Source organism: Arcobacter rhizosphaerae (assembly GCF_049472155.1).
Taxonomy (GTDB): Bacteria; Campylobacterota; Campylobacteria; order Campylobacterales; family Arcobacteraceae; genus Arcobacter_B.
The window spans coordinates 260,311-280,035 of record NZ_JBMOVW010000001.1 but is presented as its reverse complement, the minus strand read 5'-3'; the positions used below and the strand labels follow the sequence as shown (position 1 = coordinate 280,035).

16 protein-coding genes are annotated in these 19,725 nt (G+C 25.1%); 7 read left to right on the top strand and 9 right to left on the bottom strand.

Features of this window, described 5'->3' with window-relative positions:
* The first annotated feature begins 4 nt into the window (after window positions 1-4).
* Window positions 5-1,576: an AMP-binding protein gene (locus ACH5BH_RS01345; protein ID WP_404304252.1), complete on the top strand. Its 1,572-nt coding sequence runs from the start codon at window positions 5-7 to the stop codon at window positions 1,574-1,576.
* Window positions 1,577-1,697: 121 nt separating this feature from the next.
* Window positions 1,698-1,976, top strand: a complete 279-nt coding sequence (locus tag ACH5BH_RS01340) for a c-type cytochrome (protein WP_404304253.1) — start codon at window positions 1,698-1,700, stop codon at window positions 1,974-1,976.
* A gap of 238 nt (window positions 1,977-2,214) precedes the next feature.
* Here the strand turns inward: ACH5BH_RS01340 and ACH5BH_RS01335 are convergent, their stop codons facing one another.
* The gene (locus ACH5BH_RS01335) at window positions 2,215-3,054 is read right to left on the bottom strand and encodes a GGDEF domain-containing protein (RefSeq protein ID WP_423297199.1); all 840 of its coding nucleotides are present in this window, start codon (window positions 3,052-3,054) and stop codon (window positions 2,215-2,217) included.
* Between the two features lie 151 nt (window positions 3,055-3,205).
* On the opposite strand from ACH5BH_RS01335, the gene ACH5BH_RS01330 reads away from it, so the two are divergent.
* Together ACH5BH_RS01330 and ACH5BH_RS01325 are read left to right on the top strand one after the other, a co-directional pair.
* Window positions 3,206-4,366: a TsoY family (seleno)protein gene (locus ACH5BH_RS01330; RefSeq protein ID WP_423297198.1), complete on the top strand. Its 1,161-nt coding sequence runs from the start codon at window positions 3,206-3,208 to the stop codon at window positions 4,364-4,366.
* A 120-nt stretch (window positions 4,367-4,486) separates the two neighbouring features.
* Window positions 4,487-5,758: an SH3 domain-containing protein gene (locus tag ACH5BH_RS01325; protein WP_423297197.1), complete on the top strand. Its 1,272-nt coding sequence runs from the start codon at window positions 4,487-4,489 to the stop codon at window positions 5,756-5,758.
* On the opposite strand, the gene ACH5BH_RS01320 is transcribed toward ACH5BH_RS01325, so the two are convergent.
* The 4 genes from ACH5BH_RS01320 to rsmH are packed head-to-tail and all read right to left on the bottom strand — an operon-like array spanning window position 5,753 to window position 10,732.
* The gene (locus tag ACH5BH_RS01320) at window positions 5,753-6,508 is read right to left on the bottom strand and encodes a hypothetical protein (protein WP_423297196.1); all 756 of its coding nucleotides are present in this window, start codon (window positions 6,506-6,508) and stop codon (window positions 5,753-5,755) included. The two genes, ACH5BH_RS01325 and ACH5BH_RS01320, sit on opposite strands and share 6 nt — an antisense overlap.
* Window positions 6,498-9,587 (bottom strand): efflux RND transporter permease subunit, encoded by a 3,090-nt coding sequence (locus ACH5BH_RS01315; protein WP_423297195.1) that lies wholly within the window; start codon window positions 9,585-9,587, stop codon window positions 6,498-6,500. Before ACH5BH_RS01315 ends, ACH5BH_RS01320 begins: the two co-directional genes overlap by 11 nt.
* Window positions 9,577-9,837 (bottom strand): hypothetical protein, encoded by a 261-nt coding sequence (locus tag ACH5BH_RS01310; protein ID WP_404304260.1) that lies wholly within the window; start codon window positions 9,835-9,837, stop codon window positions 9,577-9,579. The genes ACH5BH_RS01315 and ACH5BH_RS01310 overlap by 11 nt, the downstream gene beginning before the upstream one ends.
* The gene (gene rsmH / locus ACH5BH_RS01305; RefSeq protein ID WP_423297194.1) at window positions 9,830-10,732 is read right to left on the bottom strand and encodes a 16S rRNA (cytosine(1402)-N(4))-methyltransferase RsmH; all 903 of its coding nucleotides are present in this window, start codon (window positions 10,730-10,732) and stop codon (window positions 9,830-9,832) included. The genes ACH5BH_RS01310 and rsmH overlap by 8 nt, the downstream gene beginning before the upstream one ends.
* Window positions 10,733-10,793: 61 nt before the next feature.
* Here rsmH and ACH5BH_RS01300 point away from each other — a divergent pair, with 61 nt between their 5' ends.
* On the top strand, window positions 10,794-11,372 hold the full coding sequence (locus tag ACH5BH_RS01300; protein ID WP_404304262.1) for a class II aldolase and adducin N-terminal domain-containing protein: 579 nt from the start codon (window positions 10,794-10,796) through the stop codon (window positions 11,370-11,372).
* A 120-nt stretch (window positions 11,373-11,492) separates the two neighbouring features.
* Window positions 11,493-11,768: an HU family DNA-binding protein gene (locus ACH5BH_RS01295; protein WP_404304263.1), complete on the top strand. Its 276-nt coding sequence runs from the start codon at window positions 11,493-11,495 to the stop codon at window positions 11,766-11,768.
* A gap of 58 nt (window positions 11,769-11,826) precedes the next feature.
* Here the strand turns inward: ACH5BH_RS01295 and ACH5BH_RS01290 are convergent, their stop codons facing one another.
* Together ACH5BH_RS01290 and ACH5BH_RS01285 are read right to left on the bottom strand one after the other, a co-directional pair.
* Entirely contained in the window at window positions 11,827-13,500 is a 1,674-nt protein-coding gene (locus tag ACH5BH_RS01290; protein WP_423297193.1) for a sensor histidine kinase, read from the bottom strand.
* Window positions 13,493-15,484, bottom strand: a complete 1,992-nt coding sequence (locus tag ACH5BH_RS01285; protein ID WP_423297192.1) for an EAL domain-containing response regulator — start codon at window positions 15,482-15,484, stop codon at window positions 13,493-13,495. The genes ACH5BH_RS01290 and ACH5BH_RS01285 overlap by 8 nt, the downstream gene beginning before the upstream one ends.
* Before the next feature lie 181 nt (window positions 15,485-15,665).
* On the opposite strand from ACH5BH_RS01285, the gene ACH5BH_RS01280 reads away from it, so the two are divergent.
* Window positions 15,666-17,567: a sensor histidine kinase gene (locus ACH5BH_RS01280; RefSeq protein WP_423297191.1), complete on the top strand. Its 1,902-nt coding sequence runs from the start codon at window positions 15,666-15,668 to the stop codon at window positions 17,565-17,567.
* Window positions 17,568-17,583: 16 nt separating this feature from the next.
* Here the strand turns inward: ACH5BH_RS01280 and ACH5BH_RS01275 are convergent, their stop codons facing one another.
* The gene (locus ACH5BH_RS01275; RefSeq protein ID WP_423297190.1) at window positions 17,584-19,206 is read right to left on the bottom strand and encodes a GGDEF domain-containing response regulator; all 1,623 of its coding nucleotides are present in this window, start codon (window positions 19,204-19,206) and stop codon (window positions 17,584-17,586) included.
* Window positions 19,207-19,272: 66 nt separating this feature from the next.
* Window positions 19,273-19,719: an SRPBCC family protein gene (locus ACH5BH_RS01270; RefSeq protein ID WP_404304268.1), complete on the bottom strand. Its 447-nt coding sequence runs from the start codon at window positions 19,717-19,719 to the stop codon at window positions 19,273-19,275.
* Window positions 19,720-19,725: the final 6 nt, after the last annotated feature.

Here is a 19,725-nt window from a genome sequence, read left to right as displayed (position 1 = left end):
CAAAATGTCTATTAACAGTATTAGAACATTATTAGAAGATTCAGCAGTTTCACATCCTAGTAAAACTGCTATTGTTTTTAATAATAAAAGTATTACTTACGAAGAGTTATTTAAAAAAGTTAATCAAGTTGCCTTTTATTTAAAAGAATTAAATCTAAAAAAAGGTTCAAGAATAGGATTATATTCTAATAAAGGAATTGACCAAGTTATCGCTATTTTAGCTATTCTTTCTACTGATTATGTACTTGTGCCTTTAACAAGACTTTTAAAACCAGAACAAGTTGAATATATAATCAAAGATTGTGATATAAAATGTATTATCACAGATAGATTAAAACTTGAAAGTATTGAAGAAATCAACTTTGATGGGCATATCATTTCTTATGAAACTACACATAAAGAAATCCCATCTTTTGAAGAAATTTACAAATATTATAATAAACCTTTTTATCATGATGTAAATGGACATGAAAATGCGGTTATCACATATTCATTTGGACTTACAGGTCAACCAAAAGGTATTGTAATCTCTCATAGAAATTTAATAGATTCAGCAAGAGTTGTATCACAATATTTAGAGTTAAAAGAAGATGATGTTATATCTGGAACATTGATTTTTAATCTTGACTATGGATTAAATCAAATTTTTTGTTCACTTTACAAAAGAGCTACTCTAGCCTTACATAGATTTATTTTAGCTGGAGACTTTTATAATCACCTAATAAATGATAAAGTAACAGTAGTTCCCTTAATGCCTGTAACTATTTCAAATATGTTTGATGAAGATGAACATAGACTACCAAGTGCTGATTTACTTTCAAATGTAAGAGTACTTACATCATCAGGTGGAAATGTTACTGCTAAAATGTTAAAAGGTTTAGATAAACTTTTCCCTGACGCAAAATTTTACTCAATGCATGGTTTAACAGAAGCATTTAGATCAACATACTTAGATCCATCACAAATTTGGATTAGACCTGATTCAATTGGAAAACCAATTCCAGATGTTGAACTTTATGTAATAAACGAAGAAGGAAAAGAGTGTAAACCAAGAGAAGTTGGTGAACTAATCCATAGGGGCGGTTATATCTATAAAGGATACTGGAATGCTCCAATTGAAACTGCTCAAAGATTTAAATCTATTCAAATTTTAAAAGATGTGATAAATCTTGAAGGACAACTAACAGATGAAATTGTTGTAGCAACTGGAGATTATGTATATAAAGATGAAGAAGGTTATTTTTACTTTGTCTCAAGACATGATGATATGATAAAAACTAGAGGCTTTAGAGTAAGTCCTTATGAAATCGAATCAGTTGTAAAACAAAATTTACCACAAATTGAACAATGCGCAATTTTTTCTATTCCAAATGAAGAAATAGAAGAAGAAATTGTAATGGTTTATTCAAGTAGAAGTGAAATAGCACCAAAAGAGATAAGTTTTGAACTTAAAAAACATCTAGCTTCTTATATGATACCTTCAAAAATAATTTATAAAAAGTCTTTACCACTAGTACCTAGCGATAAAAATAAGATAAACAAAGAAGAATTAAAGAACTCTTTACTATCAAAATAATCAAAATATAGCTTTTTTGCTATATTTTCGATTTTTTTTCCACAATTATTGACTAAAATCAATTACTTCTAATACAAAATTTATTAGAATAAGTAATCATAAAATTGTAGAAGGATTAAATATGAAAAAATTAGTAGTAGTAGCATCTTTATTAACAGCATGTGTTGCATTTGCAAACCCTTATGCTAAATGTGTTGGTTGTCATGGTGCAAATGGAGAAAAAGCAGCATTAGGTAAATCTAAAATTATTAAAGATATGTCTAAAGCAGAATTTATTGCAGCAATGAAAGGTTACAAAGATGGATCTTACGGTGGACCAATGAAAGGTTTAATGAAAGGTCAAGTTTCTTCATTATCTGATGCAGATATCGAAGCTATAGCTAATAAAATAGCTAAGTAATCTTAAAACTAGAGTTTAACTCTAGTTTAACTATTTATAGACCTAGAACCTTAAATATTCAATAAAATATTTTATGTTTCTAGTTTCTTCAAAACTTTATTACAAATTCTTGCAATCTCTTCTTTTTCATTTTCTGTAAGCGCAATTGTACACTCCATACTTTTGAAAATACATGAGGTTTGCTATTTCACTGTTTTTCCAGCAACTGCTATTTTGTTCTTTATGATTAATTCAACTTTCAAATAAAAACAATAGTATCTCTACCTCTATTTTTTGCTTTATATACAGCTTCATCAGCTTTTTGAAGTAATAAATCTTTATCTTTAAAATCATCATAAAAAGCAACTCCCATACTAAGAGTAAGAGATATATCTTTATTTTTATGATAAACTCTTTGTGATTTTACATCAACTCTTAAGTCTTCCACTTTTTTTACAATCTGTTCTTTAGGTAAAAAACATAATATCACAAACTCTTCTCCTCCATATCTATAAACTTCTCCATTTAAATAGCTTGCATGAATTTGAAGTTTATTTGCTAAATATTGTAGGACTCTATCACCTGTATCATGACCAAAATTATCATTGATACCTTTAAATCTATCTGCATCAATAAAAATAGCACATAATAAATTTGAGTTATTTTGATTTACAAATTTATCTAAATCTTCTTGCATTTTTTTTCTGTTATAAACTTGAGTTAAATGATCTCTATTCATTTTATCTTCTAAAAGCTCTTTTTCTTTTAAGAGTTGTTCTATTAATGTATCTTTATAATCTTCTTCTATTTGAGTGTTTTTTTGCTCTATAACTTTTCCTAAAGTAAACTCAAATCTATCAAATGAACTTGAATAATCTATTTTCTTACATTCAACTACTAACTGAGGCTTATCATCACCTAAACCATTTGTTATTGTTAGTTTATCAAACTGTTTTATAGAATATGTTATTTTATCATCAATTATTTTAGGTTCAAGTAGTTCTTTTTTCCAATACTTTGAACTTTCTTTTGTAAGCAAAGAAGTTTTTTTTAATAAAATATCTTCAAATAAACTTTTAGAAACAGAAATTTTATACATAAACCTACCCTATTTTTAGTAAAGAACTATATCAATAAATCCCTTAGTAAGCCATATTAAAAAGTATTATAAGTATTATTTATATACTACTCATAAGATTTTAATATAATTTTAACTAATATTATAAAACAATTTATTATAAGGAAAACAAATGAAACTAAGAGAAAAATTCACACCAATGTGTTTTTTATCTGCACTAGGAGCAGGAGGATTATCTGTATCATTTTTTATGTATTTAATGTTTCTAGTACCACATGAAGGTGTCCCTATGGCAACCTTTGATTTTATTATGCCTAAACTTTTAGAAGGAACGTGGCTATCTTTTGTAATTGCATTCTCATTAGTATTTATATTAGTATTTGCATATTTTCACTTTAAACTTTTAATTTGGAATACAAAACAATTTAATCTTTTTAAAAAAACTGATAAATATAAAGATTTAGTAAATTCAAATGCTGAAATAACTTTAATGACTATGCCATTAACTTATGCTATGACTATCAATGTATGCTTTGTTTTAGGTGCTGTTTTTGTTCCAAATTTATGGAGTATAGTTGAATATATGTTCCCATTTGCATTACTTGGCTTTGCTATTGCTGGGTATTTTGGTCTTAAAATATTTATGAACTATTTTTCAAGACTTTTAATCAAAGGTGATTTTGACTTTACAAAAAATAATAATCTTTCACAAATGATTTCAATTTTTGCTTTTGCTATGATAGCGGTAGGTTTTGCAGCACCTGGTGCTATGAGTCATAATATAACTATAAATGCTATTGGTATTTTTGCAGCTATATTTTTTGCTTCTGTGAGTATTTTACTACTTATTATTAAACTTACTATGGGGTTTAAAAATATGTTTGAACATGGAATTTCAATAGAAGCTAGTCCTTCTTTATGGATTATCCTACCTATTTTAACGCTTTTAGGAATTACTGCTATTAGAGTTACTTTTGGTTTACACCATAACTTTGAAACAGTTCTAACAAAATCATCATTATTTACTCTTACAGCAACGATTGTTTCATTACAAATCATTTTTGGTTTATTAGGATATAAAGTAATGAAACAACTTGGATATTTTGAGAAATATGTACATGGAAATGAAAAATCACCTGTATCTTTCGCACTTATTTGTCCAGGCGTTGCATTTTTTGTATTTGGTATGTTCTTTGTAAATTTTGGATTAACATTTAATACTGTTATTGCTAAATACTCTCTTGCATACTTTTTATTAATGCTTCCATTTATTTATATTCAAATAAAAACAATTGTTTATTTCTTCAAATTAAAAACAAAATTTGAATTTTAAAAAGAGGTTTAAAACCTCTTTTTTACTCTATATTTTTTAAAACTAATTCATATTTTAACTTATCTTACAATCTTATTTTAATACAATCCATTTATACAAATATAATAAAAGGACTATCAATTGAATAAAATTATATTAAACTATATTTTAGTAATTTTTATAACTATATTTTTTTCAGCTTGTGCAAGTAAAGATATTAAAAAAATTGAATTATCCCAAATAAATATTAATGAAAAACTTGCAGATGATAACTTTATGAACCAAGAATATGAAGCTCATAAACTATTAGAAAAACATTTTTCACCCTGGAAACAAACAGAAGTTTCATACTCTTACCTTGAGGCAATATGGGGATTAAACTATAAACTTAGGGAGGTTTATTTAGAAAACTATAGAAAAGCTTCTTTATCTTGGTTTGAAAAGCAAGAAATAAATGCAAACTTTGAAAACTATAATACCTTAAAGAAAAAAGCAATTACACTAAAAAATACAAATGTAAGAGTTTTACCTACAAATCAACCTATGTTTTTCAAGCCAACAAAACCAGGAGAAGGATTTCCTTTTGACTATAATCAAAACTCACTACTTAAAATAAACTCACCTATTATAGTCTCACACTTATCAAAAGATAAGGCTTGGGCCTATGCTCAAGCTTCTAGCTTTGGTGGTTGGATTAGCACAAAAGATATTGCTTTTGTAGATGAAGAGTTTATAAATGAGTTTCAAACAAATGATTATTTTATAGCAACAAAAGAAAAATTCCCTTTATATGAAAATGGTTTTAGAGAATATATAAAGGTAGGTACAATTTTTCCTAAAAAAGATGATAAATATATAGTAGCAAAAAAAGTTCAAAACCAAAAAGCAAAGATTTCTTTGATTGATATAAAAAATGAAGAAGTATCAGCCTTTCCAATAAAATACAATACAAAAAATAGAATCAAAATAGCAAAACAACTTCTAAATGAACCTTATGGATGGGGTGGATTACTGAACAATAGAGATTGTTCTTCTTTTACTAAAGATTTTTTTGCGCCTTTTGGTAAGTATTTAAAAAGAAATTCAAAGGGTCAAACAAAAAATGGCCTTTATAAAGACATGTCAAAACTATCAAATGAACAGAAAAAACTATTCTTAATGAAACATGGAGTGCCTTTCTCAACTTTAGTATATTTAAAAGGTCATATTATGCTTTATGTAGGTATCAAAGACAATGAACCACTTGTAATGCACAATGTTTGGAGTGTAAAACTAAAAGATTCAAATGGCAATGAATACAGACATATCATCGGGAAAGCTACTATAACACCTCTTGATATGGGTAGAGAACTAAAAAACTTTGATGAAGATAAAAGTATTTTGAAAAAAATTCAAGGTTTAGTAATTCTATAAAAACAATTCCCAATGAACACTAAAAGAGTTTTCAAACTCTTTTAGCTTCTTTTCTAAAAATAAAATTATTCTTTCATCTCTACATAAAAAGAAAAATACCCTTGGAGAGTATGGTTTATGTTTTATAGCAAACACTTTTCTATACTCTTTTTCAAACTTTGATTTTAAAATCTCTATTTGTTTATCATGGCTCATAGTTCTGTTTAAATGATGGTATATTATTAAACACTTGCAGTTTTTGTATAAGTGTTTAATCTCTTCATCAAAGATATATTTTCCTGCTTTACTTTTTGTTTTAAAGTCTTCAAAACTTTGAACTTTTATATCTTTTAGTTCATCTTTTTTGATGAGTTTTGTAGCTACTCCATTATCTGGATCAACTGCAATAAAATCACTATTTTCACTAAACTCTAAGGCTTTTTGAAACCAAGCTTTTCTATAAAGTAACTCATCTTTTGCATTTTCATTTACATATAAAGAAAAGTATTTTGTATTTTTTACAAGCTTTGCTTCTTCCAAAGCTTTTACACATCTGTTTGTTTGAGTGATTTCTAAAAGTTTTTCTTCAAGTTCATAATCAAACTCTTTTACTTTTTCAAAATAATTTATATATAGACCATCATTATTATGAGTTTCATCTGGATACATATACCAAATTTGAGAAAGATTATACTCTTGATTATTTAGTAAAAATCTAAGTAGGTGAAATTTTCCAAAATCACCTACATCCCCACTATATCTATTTTGCATTTCTTAAATATATAAGCCTATAAACCATAGGTACATAATAAAGATTAAGAACAGTAGCCCATAAAATACCAAAACCTAAAGCAACTGCCATTGGTTGAAGGATTAAAGCTTGTCCAGAAGCAAAGAAAATAAGACTACTTAATCCTAAGATTGTAGTAACAGAAGTTAATAAAATAGGTCTTAATCTCATTTTTGCATAATGCTCTAATTCTGATAAGTTTTTAGCTTTTTTAATGAAGTCCATCATAATAATCCCATCATTTACAATAACTCCTGCAAGCCCTACCATACCAATCATACTTGGCATTGTAAGATTTATATCCATTACAACATGCCCTATTAAAACTCCAAGCATTGATAAAGGAATAGTACTTATAATAATAAAAGGTTTTATAATTGAATCAAACATCCAAACAAGAGCTATAAAAATCAAAATTACAGCTATTAAAGCTGCCTGCCCCATCTCTTTTTGAACTTTCTCGTTTTCTTGTTGTTCACCTTTTATTTCAAGTTTAACTTGTTTTTTTAAAACTTCTAACTCACCTTTTAGCTTTTCAAATACCTCTGCTGATGTAATGTTATCAAGAGAAGCTGTTACACTTATAATTTGAGCATTATTCTCTTTAAAGATTTGAGAATAAGCTGGTATTTTTATAAACTCTACTACTTCTTTTAAAAGTACTTTTTGATTTGAAGGAGTTGTTACTTCAAAACTATCTAAACTACTTAGAACATCTTTAGAATTACTTTGAAATACAATCTCTACTATTCCTTGTTCATCAAACATTTTTGAGTAACTACCTTTAAAATAAAAAGGTCTTAACTCATTTAAAATAGTTTGTTCAGTAATTCCTAACTTATTTCCATAAGAGTTTACTTTTAATTTAAGCTCATAATTTCCAGTAAGAGCATCATCAGCTATGTTAGAAACTCCTTTAATACTACCAAGACTTGATTTTAATGATTCAACAGCCTTAATTACTTTTTCATTTTCACCTGATACTGCTATTTCCACATCATTTTTAACAATTCCAGCTTGAGGTACAAATACTTTTAACTCATCAAATCTACTTGAACTAATATCATCTTTTAAAACCTCTTGTAGCTGTTTTACTACAGTTTGAGCATCAATAGTTCTTATCATATTTGTATCATCATATTTTGGAGAAAGATAAGGATTTATATACTTTTCAAATACATTTACAGGAGCTCTTTCATTTAAGTTTATAAAAATATGAAAATAAAACTCTTCATTATGTGGTTGGTTTTTTCCATCTAACTTCATTCCTGTAACAGAAGTTACAGAACTTAAAGTTTTATCCATATCCATACTTTCAAGTATTTTTCTCTCTAAAGCATAAACTTCTTTTTCTGTTTGTTCTATTTTTTTACCAACTCCAACAGATCCAGTTATATAAACTTGAGTTGAATCAAAGGCTGGCATAAACTCAAACTTTTGAGTTTTAAATATAAAAATTGTTCCAAAAATTATAGAACCTACTAATACAAATAAAGCTATAAATCTACCTCTTAATAAAAAGTCTAAGATATTTCCATAAAGTCTATAGTTAAAATCCCAAACCTTGTGAGATTTTCTTTCATCTTTACTTACTTTTAAAAGCTCTTTTGCATGAAGTGGTAAAAAGAAAAAGGCTTCAACAAGGGAGCTTATAAGTAAAATAGTAATCATGATAGGAAGTATTTGCATAAACTTCCCTACTTCACCTGTCATTAGAAGTATTGGTAAAAATGCAAAAACAGTAGTAGCTGTTGCTGTTAAAACAGCTGGATACATCTCAATAGCACCATCTTTTGCAGCTGTAAATCTATCTTTACCCATTTCTAAATGTCTGTAAATATTCTCACCAACTACAATAGCCTCATCTACAAGCATACCTAGAGCAATCAAAGCACCTAAAAGTGAAAGCATATTTAAACTATATCCTAAATAATCAGCTGAGATAAGTCCTATCATAAATGAAGTTGGAATACCAATAGCAATAACTAAAGCGATTCTAATATTTATAAAGAAAAAAAGTGCAATAAATAGTAAACATAGACCAAATAAGATGTTTGAAACTACTGTATTAAGTCTATTTTTAATCCAAATAGAAGTATCTATATAAGTGTCAAAATCAAGATTTTCATATCTTCTCTCGTAAGCTTTTGTAATTTCTTTGATTTGTTTTACAAGCTCAATTGAGTCACCTTCAAAACCTTTATTAATACTAATAGCAATATTCTCATTTGCATTATAGTGAGAAATATTTGCTACATCAGCAAGTGTAAATTTAATAGTTGCTATATCTTTTAAATATACTCTTTTATTATCTACTTTTAAAATAGTATTTCTTATAGAATCAATATCTTTTGAGCCATTAAATGTTGATAAATAGTAATGCCTACTACTATCTTTTATAATTCCTACAGGAAAAATAGTACTTATTCCTTGAACAGCATTTATTACAGATATTTTATTTAAACCATAAGCTTCTATTTTCTCATCGTTAAAAGTAATCAATAACTCTTTATCACTTTTTCCTAGTACTGTAACTTCTGATAAATCTTTTAATTTCATAATTTCTGATTTCACATCTTCGGCTACATCAATTAAATACTCTTTTGAAGCTTTTTTATCCTTTGAGTAAACAGCAACTGTAATCAAGGGGAAAGCGTGTTCCATAGTCTTTACTGTTGGTTCATCCATATCACTTGGAAGGTTTGGTTTTACCTTAGCAACTATATCTTTTACATCATTTACTACATCTTCTGGTTTTTCACCATCTTTTAAATCTACTTTTATATTAAAAAAACCATTTTTAATTGTAGATGATATTTTACTTGCAGCACTTAATCCTAAGAGTTCATCTTCAATATCACTTACAGCTATTTTATCAAGTAATTCAGAACTAGCTCCAACATAAGAGCCACTAATAGAAACTGCTTCTAAAGCAGATGGTGGAAATATCTCTTTTGGTATTTTAAAATAAGCAAATACAGCTAACAAAAATACAAAAAGTAATAAAAGGTGATTAAGAATGGGTTTTCTTAATGAAAAGTCTATAATACTATTTATCATTTTCTAACTTTAAGGGATTAAAAAGTAGTGAATCAATAATTTGATTTTTAAACTTCATATCTTCTAATTGTTGAGATAAAAACCTATTTTCTTCTTGAAGTGAAATATAATGTGCATAAAGCTTATTAACATCTTTACTTACATAATATATATTATTTCGTAAGTATATTTTAGGGAAATATACTACTACTGCAAAAATTAATATGGTAAATACAATAATTAAAGAATTTGTAGCATTAAGTTTAATCAAATTTAAAAATCCTTAGTTTAGAACTTCTACTTCTTGGGTTTTGCTTTATTTCTTCTTTTGTAGGAATAATAGGTTTTTTTGTAACTACTTTTCCTAAAGCATGATTGTTTCCACAAGTACATCTAAAAGCTTCAGGAGGACAAATACAAGATTTAGTCCATTTTTTAAAATAGTTTTTTACTATTCTATCTTCTAAAGAGTGAAAAGAAATAATAGCCACAGTACAATTTTTTGGTTTTGAAGCCTCTATTGAATCAAAAAGTCTAGTTAAAACTCCTAATTCATCATTTACTTCAATTCGAATACCTTGAAAAGGCAATGTTGCTGGATGGATTTTACCTTTGTGCATTTTTTTTGATAAAAACTGTGCAAGTTCTTTTGAAGATGAAAAAGGTCTATTATTTACTATCAAAGAAGCCACTTTTTTATACTCACGCACTTCCCCATACTCTTTAAATACTCTTTCAAGTTCATTTTGAGAATATGTATTTACAACAGTTGAAGCATCTAATGCTTGCTCTTGATTCATTCTCATATCCAAAGTATCACTCTCAAAACCAAAACCTCTATCAAGTTTATCAAGTTGCAGTGATGAAACTCCTATGTCAGCTAAAATACCTCTAATCTCATAATCTTTAAACTTTTCAAATACGTGTTCAAAGTTACCTTTATTAAAAGTAACCCTTGAACTAAACTCTTCAAGTCTTTTTTTACTAAAATCTAAAGCTTCATCATCTTGGTCATTACAAATAAGATTTACAGTGTCATTTTGAGATAGTAAACCAAAACTATGCCCACCAAAACCAGTGGTACAATCTATTATAAAACCCTCTTTTATATCATTAAAAGCTTCTAATGTTTCATTATATAAAACAGGAATATGTGGAATTTGCATTAAAACAGTCCTTATTAAAATTAATATATAATATCCAAAAATATATTTAAGGCTTTTTAAAATGATTGATAAAAATACTGTTAAGCTACTTAAGAATTTATCTTTAACAATGTTTAGAAAAAATTTCTTTGGTATTTATCATGGAGCAATCTCAGCAAAACTTGATCAAGAAAATTTTCTAATAAACACATCCGATGCTATTTTTGATGAAATGAATGATAAATCTTTTTGTGAATTAAATTTAAATAAGCCTGATTATAGATGGAATATCGCAAGTATTGAGTCTCATATTCATGCTTCTATTTATTCAAACATTCATGAAGCAAAATATATAGCTTTTGGAATGCCAATTTATACAACTGCATATACTTTTGAACATGATCATATATTCTTTGATGACTTTTTTGGAAAAACTGAATTTGGAGAAATCCCTATTTATGACCCAGGAGATTTTAATACTTGGTATGATAGAAACGCTTTAGAAATTACAAAGTATTTAAAAGAGAGTAATAACAACCTAATGGTTGTAAAAGGCGTTGGGACTTATGCTTATCATAGGGATATAAATGAACTTGTAAAGAAAATTGCCATACTAGAAAATTCTTGCCGTCTTTTAAGTATAAAGACATCTTTTGATTAAAAAAATCAAAAGAAGCTTGTTTTTTTAATTATTTTTCACTCAAAAGCCCTAGTTTTAGCTATTCTAAAGCTTAAATACTATAAAGTTTATGTAATTTAATTAAAAACAAGGAGTTCTTCTATGAACAAAGCAGAATTTATTGATGCAGTAGCAGCAAAAGCTGGTCTATCTAAAAAAGATGCAAAAGGTGCAGTTGACGCTGTATTAGATACAATCACTGAAACTTTAGTAAAAAGAGAATCTGTAAGTTTCATCGGATTTGGTACATTCTCAACTGCTGATAGAGCAGAAAGAACTGCTAAAGTTCCTGGTACTGACAAAACTGTTAAAGTTCCAGCTACTACTGTTGCAAAGTTCAAAGTTGGTAAAGCTTTAAAAGAAGCTGTAGCTAAATAATTTAAGTTTTCAACATTTAAAAAAAAGGGTTCATTTTGTGAATCCTTTTTTTTTACTTTTATTTTTCCAAGACTAAACTAAAAACTGCTTTTTTACCTATATTTTTAGCAATAATGGAACCTTTCATATTTTGTTCAATTATAATTTTTGACATATATAAACCTAAACCTGAACCATTTAAATCTTCTTTTGTAGTAACATAAGGTTCAAATAATGAATTTGAAATATTTTCATTTATTCCTCCTGCATTATCTATAAAATCTATTTTTATTTCTTTTTTATTAGAAAAAATATTTATTTGAATTAACTTATTATCTATACTTTTTAAACTAAAAGCATCAATAGAGTTATTTAATAGATTAACCACTACATTTTTAAACTCATTTTCAAAGCTTTTGATTAACAAGTCACTATCATTTTTTACTTTATATAAACTCACTTTACATTTTATATTATATTTTTCTAATCTTTTTTCTATCAATTTAATTGATTCTTGAATTGCTTTATCAATATAAAATTTATTTTTTAATTTATTTGGTTTAAAAAAGTCACTAAAATCATTGATTGTTAAAGACATGTGAGTCAAAGTATTTTTAATCTCTTTAGTATTTTTGAAAAATTCTTCATCTTTTAAAATTTTCATCTCTTTTTTTATTTCTATTTCTTGAATTAGACTACTAATAATATTTAAAGGCTGTCTCCATTGATGGGCAAGCATTGATATCATTTCACCCATTGCTGAGTGTTTTGATTGTTGTATTAAAAGTTTTTGCTGTAACTCTATCTTGTCAAAAAGCTTTTTAGGTATATTAGAAAGAACTTTTGCAAGAAAAAAAGCAATAATTATTATTAGAAATATCAAAAATATTAATTCTGTATTTAAGTATTTATAAAAATCTATTGTATTTTCTTTTAAAGTGAAAGCCATATATATTTTTTCTTTGCCTTCATTATGAAATAGTTCTTTTTTTATCAAAAACTCTTGATTCTCATCTATTTTATTTTTACCTAAATACCGTGACCAAGAGTTTTTATTTTTACTACTAACTAAAACGTATTTATCTTGATCAAAAATATGGACATCAAATAAAGAAGATTCAAGAAGTTTTTCTAAAAAGTCTTGCATAAAAAAATTTACTATTAAAACACCTTTTTTTATATCATCTAAATATATAGGAATAGCAAATCGCCAGACTGGTTTATAAGGAATTTCAATCTTATTATATTCAATATTTAAATCAATTTTTGATAAATAAACACTATTTTTTTCTAAACTAAGAACTTCTTTAAAATAATCTCTATGAAATTTGTTTTGTAACTTCTTTTCATAAACTACATTTATAATATCATTTTTTACTTTTCTTTCTAATCTTAATTTCTCATTGCCATTAATATCAAGATATCTTAACTGTGTAACATCATTTTCTTGGGACATTAATGCAGTAAATAAAAATGTTAAATTATTTTTATTTGTAAAATTTGAATTTTCTAAATAATTAATGAAAAGCAAATTATTTTTTATAGAGCTTAAAAAACTGTTATATTCTTGATACTTTTTATTAAAATCATTGATTTTTGCTTTAATTTCAGTATTTGCACTTTTTAAACTCTCTTTTTTGTTATATTTTTCTAGTTCAAAAAAAGTAACTGCTAAAATTAAAATAGATAAAGACGTGCCAATTAAAATAAAAAGATATATAAATTGCTTTAAATAATCTACTCTTTTAGTCATTTATAATCTTCTCAAAAGGTAATGGTTTTTGGAAATAATATCCTTGAAATAAATCCACTTCTAAATCAACTAATAAATTAAATATCTTTTCATTTTCAACAAATTCAGCAATAATTTGAATATCAGATTTTTTACAAAATTTTATAATTGATTCTAATAAAATATATCCTTTATACTCAGAAACTTTTTTAACTAAACTCCCATCTAATTTTACAATATCTATAGGTAAAATAAAAAAGTATTCAAAATTTGAATACCCTGAACCAAAATCATCAATTGCTATTTTTACACCAAAACTTTTCATAAGATTACAAAATCTAATTGTTTTTTCTATATCTTTTAAACCTTCACTTTCTAGAAGTTCAATAGTTAAATTTATAGAATACTCTTTTACACAATACTCAATATAATCCACAATTTCAGGATTTATAATATCTTCAAAAGACAAATTTATTGAAATTGCTTTATCTAGTAAACTTGCACTTTCAAAAGACTTTCTAATTATTCTTTTTGTAAATTTTGTATAATTTTTTGAATTTTGAATATTATCTAAAAATTCCCCTGGTGTTAAAACTCTATTTTCTTCTTCATCATATACTCTAGCTAAGGTTTCATATCTAATAAGCTTTTTATTTTTATCAACAATAGGTTGAAAATAAGGAAAGATATTGTCTTTATCAAAAGCTTTTTTTATTTTTCTTTGAACAAATAAATTTTTATAAAAACTTTCTCTTACATCTTTTATATCATCAAAGAAAAGATATGAAACTTTTTTACTAATAGCTATATCTTTAGCTATTAAAGCCTCAACAAGCAAATCTCCTTTTAAATTTAAACTTACTCCTATTGTAAAACTTAAGTCTAAATTTAAATGAGAAGAAACTTTGAAAATATTACTATCTAAAAATTCGATTAACTCTTCTAAAAAAGCCTTTAGTTTTACTTTCTTTATTTTATTTTCTTCTATAATTAAAATACCAAATTTATCAGAATCAAGTTTATAGACTTCATAAGAGCTAAAGGCTACAATTTTTTTAGCTACTTCTTTTAAAATATCATCTGAAATACTATAACCATACATTTTAATATATTTCATATAATCATCAATATCTATTACTAATAAAGCGATATTATTTGTATCTAGCTTACTCAATCTTTTCAATAAAGAATACTTATTTTTAAGTTTAGTTACTGAATCAATAGATAAATTTCTTATTATTTCATCTTTTTCTTTTACTACCGGAGATAAATCTTTTAGTAGCACTTTTATAGTCTTGATATTTTGATTATCAAATTCAGAAGCAAAGGCAGTAAGATTAACAGTAAATGATCTATCTAAAACCTTAATTACTAAAGTTTTAGTAAAAATTTTATATTTTTTAACTTTTTTTATTAACATCTCAACATATTGAAAAGGAAGGATATCTTTAATATGTCTAAAATCAAACTCTTTTAAATATACTTTTAAATAATCTAATAACTTTTTAGAAACATGTTTAACTTCTCCCTTTAAATCTATTGAAAACACTAAATTAGTCATTTCTATAGCTTTTTTATATTGTTCTAATTCTATTTTCTTTTTATTTAATTCTTTAGTAGAAATTATTTTTTCTGCAATTTTTATTATCTTAAATTGTAAATCTTTAAAATCAATAGGTTTTTCCATAAAAGATTCTATATGTAATTCAATAGCTTCTTGTAAATATTCTGTTTGAGTATAAGCAGAAGTAACAATAATTGGTATTTCTATATTATTATTTTTTAATACTTTTGAAAATTCTAAACCATTCATTTCTGACATTTTAATATCTGTGATAATGATATCTATTTCATTCTTTTTCAAGAAAGCTAATGCATCTTTACCATTGGTTACGGTATAAACATTTTTCATTGAGAGTTTAAGCAATCTTGTTATTGTTTCTCTTGTTGTATCATCATCTTCTACATATAATAAACTAATATTTTCTAAAGTTGAAGTTTTCATCTTATACCTTGAAATTAAGTTTGATACTACATAATTTAATTATAACTTCTTTTTTTTAGAAAAGCAAAGATAGTTTAATTTATAAAAATTAAATAAACTATTGAGAAAAATTTATACAGATTTATAAAGTATTATTAAGATATAATTTAATATGTTGAAACTCAATAATAAAAACAATATTTTGAACATTATTAAATATGGCCCATTGTTTTTTGTACTATTTTTATCTATAAGTATCACTATAATTCTGATAAATGAAAAAAACAACTTTTTTAATAATGAAATAAAAGAACTAGAAAAAAACTATCTAAAACAGAATGAAGAAAGAATAAAAGAAGAAGTTAACAAAATATATAAATATATAAAGATTAAAAAAGAAAGTTCAGAAAATCTTTTAAAACAAAGAATTAAAAATAGAGTTTATGAAGCTCACCAAATAGCTACAAATATTTACTTAAATGAATCGCAAGAAGATCATATTCATTCAAAAGAACATATTTTTAAAACTATTAAACATGCACTAGAAGGTATGATTTATAATAATGGAAGAGGATATATATTTATTGATAATCATAAAGGAGTTAAACTTTTACAACCTTTAAATAAAGAACTAGAGGGTAAAAATTTTTATGAATTTGAAGATACAAAAGGATATAAGTTTGTAAAAAAAATTACTAAAACTATAAAAAATAAAACAGAAGCTTTTGACTCATACTATTGGTTTAAAAATAAAACTGATAATGAAGCCTATAAGAAAATAAGCTTTTATAAATATTTTGAACCTTTTAATGTTGCTATTGGAACAGGTGAGTACATAGAAGACTTTGAAGAAGAACTTAAAAAAGATATATTAAAATTTATACAAAGTATAAGATATTCTAAAAATGGCTATATTTTTATGTTAGATTTAAAAGGTAATATTTTATCCCATTATGAAAAGACTTTTTTATATAAAAATGGTTTAAATAAAAAAAATAAAGATGGTGTTTATACAATCAAAAATATATTAGATTTTGCAAAAAAATATAAGGAAGGGTTTATTAATTACAAATCAACAATAAAACCCTCATTAAATTTAACTTCAACTAACAAAATATCATATATCAAAACATTTGAAGATTGGGGTTGGGTTATTGGTACAGGTTTTTACTTTGATGATTTGAACAAAAATATTGAAGAAGCAAAAAAAGATTTAATTGCATCAAATAATAATATTATTAAAAAAATAATAATTGTTAGTCTCTTATTAACTATAATTTTTATAATAATTTCATTTTATATAAGTAAATTAATATCTAAAATGTTTATAGCCTATGAAAATGATTTAATTAAACAAACAAATAACTTGATTGAAAAGGAAAACCTATTAGTACAACAATCAAAAATGGCAACTATGGGAGAGATGATAAATAACATTGCACACCAATGGAAACAACCTTTAAGTTTAATAAGTACTTCAAATGGATTACTTGAATTAAATCAAAAATATAATAACTTTTCACAAAAAGAAATAGAAGAAGCAATAGAAGCAATAAATCTGTCTGTTAAAAATCTTAGTCATACTATAGATGATTTTAGAAACTTTTTTAATCCTGAAAAAGAATTAAAATCTTTTAGTATAAGAAAATCATTTGAAAAAACTTTTAAATTAATTAAGTCTGAATTTAATAATAACAATATTCAAATCATTCAAAATATTGAAGATATAGAGTTGTACTCTTATGAGAATGAATTACTTCAAGTATTAATCAATATACTTAAAAATGCAAAAGAAGAACTCATAAAGCTAGAGAAAGATAAAAAAAGAGTTTTACTTATTAATACTAAAAAAGAAAACAACTATCTAATTATAGAAATACAAGATAATGCTAATGGGATAAATGAAAAGTATATCAATAAAGTATTTGATAATCATTTCACTACAAAAAAAGACAAAGGTGGTTCAGGGATAGGACTATATATGAGTAAACAGATAATTGAAAAAAGTATAAAAGGGAAAATCACAGTAAAAAATAACTACTTCTCTTTTGAAAATCATAACTACAAAGGAGCTTGTTTTATAATAAGCTTACCAATAAAATAAAAAAGTATTTAGAAACTTAAAGTTCTAAATACTCAATTCTATTTCTACCATTTTCTTTTGCTTTATATAGTTGATCATCAGCTTTTTTATAAATATCTTCTATCTTCATATTTTTATTTTCACTTATAGTTATTATAACTGTTCCAAAAGATGCAGTTACAACATTTAATGGAGGATTTTTTTCATGTTTAATATTTAATTTTTCAATATTATCTCTTGCTTCTTCAACTAAATCCATTATATTTAATTTAGTTTTGGCATTTAACAAAATCCCAAACTCTTCTCCACCTAATCTAAATACTTGATCATCATCTCTTTTGAAAGTATCTTTTAAACAAGCTGAAACATTTATTAAAACATCATCTCCATCTTGGTGTCCATAAGTATCATTATACTTTTTGAAGTTATCTATATCAAGTAAAACAAAGGCAAAAACATTGTTGTTTCTAACTGTTTTAAGTACAAAATTATCTGCTGTATCATTGAAGTACCTTCTATTAAATAAAGAAGTTAATCCATCAGTTATTGATAATTCATAAATTCTTTTTTTATCAGTAATATCTTCTCTAATAGCAAAGTAACCTATAATTTCGCCACTTTTATTAAACTTTGGTTCTATCACAGCTTTTACCCAATAAGATGAACCATCTTTTTTAAGATTTTTAATTTCACCTTTCCATGATTGTCCGGACTTGATTGTTTTCCAAAGTTCAGAATACAATGAATCTGGCATATCTGGATGTTTTAATATATTATGATTTTCACCAATTAATTCATCTTTAGAATATCCTGATATTTCACAAAATGCTGCTGAGACAGTTTGTATTATTCCATTTTTATCAGTTGAAGAAGAAATAATATTTTTACTAAAAATTTCATTAAAGCTTTCAATATCTTCTATTTTTTTAGTATTTAAAAAAGTATTTAATACTTTTGATTTTAATTCTTCAATTAAAATAGGTTTGGTTAAAAAATCATTTACACCATTTTTGAATAATTTAATCTTTTCTTTTGTACTATCAATAGAACTAATTATAATTATTGGTAAATAATCAATTTGCTTGTCTTTTCTAATATACCTTGTCAATTCTAATCCATCCATATTTGGCATATTAAAATCACTTATTACCATTGATATATTTTTATTATTTTTTAATTCTTTTAATGCTTCATCACCATCACATACTGTTTTAACTTTTAATAAAAGTGTTTCTAAAATAGATTTGATTTGTGCAGCAACAACTTTAGAATCTTCAACAACTAAAATTTCTGTTTTTTCAATATATAAAATAAGTTCTGCTAATTCTACAACTTGCTGAAGACCGTGGATAGAGTCTTTTGAAATATAATCAAGAATATTTAAACTATCAATTGTTTTCATAAAATTATCATCAATTTTAGAACTTAAAACAATAGTTGGCACATTCGCTTTCTTAAAAGTTTCTAGTAATTCCCCATTTAAAGCATCTGGCAATACAAGGTTTGAAATAGCTAAAAAAAAGTCATTAGATAAAATTAAAGTTTCAACTTCTTGTAAACTATTTGCTTTATATATTTCAAAATTATTTTTTTCTAAAAACAGTTCTTCTAGAACATTAATAATTAATTTAGAATTATCTACTATTAGTATTTTTTTCAAATTATTTTCCCAAATTATTTTTGATTATTATAACCAATTAAGTTTTAATGAAAATAAATCTTTAATCTAATTTTTTTCAAGTAATTTTTTTGTTATTTCATGTCTATATTCAAACATCTTTGATAAATCATTATATACAAATGGTTCAAAAAAATCGCCTATTATTCCAAAAGGCATTTCATAACTTACTATATCTTTTAACTCAGTAAAATTCTCATGTTCAATAAAAATATGTTGGTGTTCCCAATATTTAAAAGGAGATTTTAAAGCTACATCAACCAAAATATTAGGTCTTTGAAGTTTCTGTATTTTTACAGTCCAATTAATAGGAATAAAATTTTTTATACTTTTAATTTTAAGTATTTCTCCTTCTTGAGCTTTAAAATTAGGCGTAAGAAGTTCAACTTTTATATTAGGTGGAGTTATTGCTTTTAAGTTATTTGTATCTGTATGAAAATCAAAAAGTTCTTCAACACTACATTTAATCAGTGTACTTTTCTCAAACTCTTTCATAATAAT